The following is a 399-nucleotide window of genomic DNA, read 5'->3' on the forward strand; positions in this document are numbered from 1 at the left end:
CGGCAAGGCGTCCAAGGCCGTCATCAGCGATTCGGCGGTGTCGTCGACCTGGGGTGATCAGATCACCAAGAAGGCGCTGATCGCGCTGGTGGTGTTCATCGTCATCGTCTCGATCTACATCACCATCCGCTACGAGCGCTACATGGCGCTGGCGGCGCTGGCCTCGCTGGCCTTCGACCTGCTCAGCACGGCGGGTGTGTACTCGCTCGTCGGGTTCGAGGTCACGCCGGCCACCGTCATCGGTCTGTTGACCATCCTCGGCTTCTCGCTCTACGACACCGTGATCGTGTTCGACAAGGTCGAGGAGAACACCCACGGCTTCGAGCACACCACCCGCCGGACGTTCGCCGAGCAGGCCAACCTGGCGGTCAACCAGACCTTCATGCGGTCCATAAACAC

Annotated in this window: 1 protein-coding gene; it reads left to right on the top strand. The window is 62.9% G+C overall.

The window, feature by feature from the left end; all coding sequences use genetic code 11:
* Nucleotides 1–399, top strand: a 399-nt coding sequence (gene secF / locus CBF90_RS16775) for a protein translocase subunit SecF (protein WP_242435713.1), incomplete at both ends; no start/stop codon positions are given.

This window comes from Microbacterium sp. AISO3, assembly GCF_002204305.1.
GTDB lineage: Bacteria > Actinomycetota > Actinomycetes > Actinomycetales > Microbacteriaceae > Microbacterium > Microbacterium arborescens.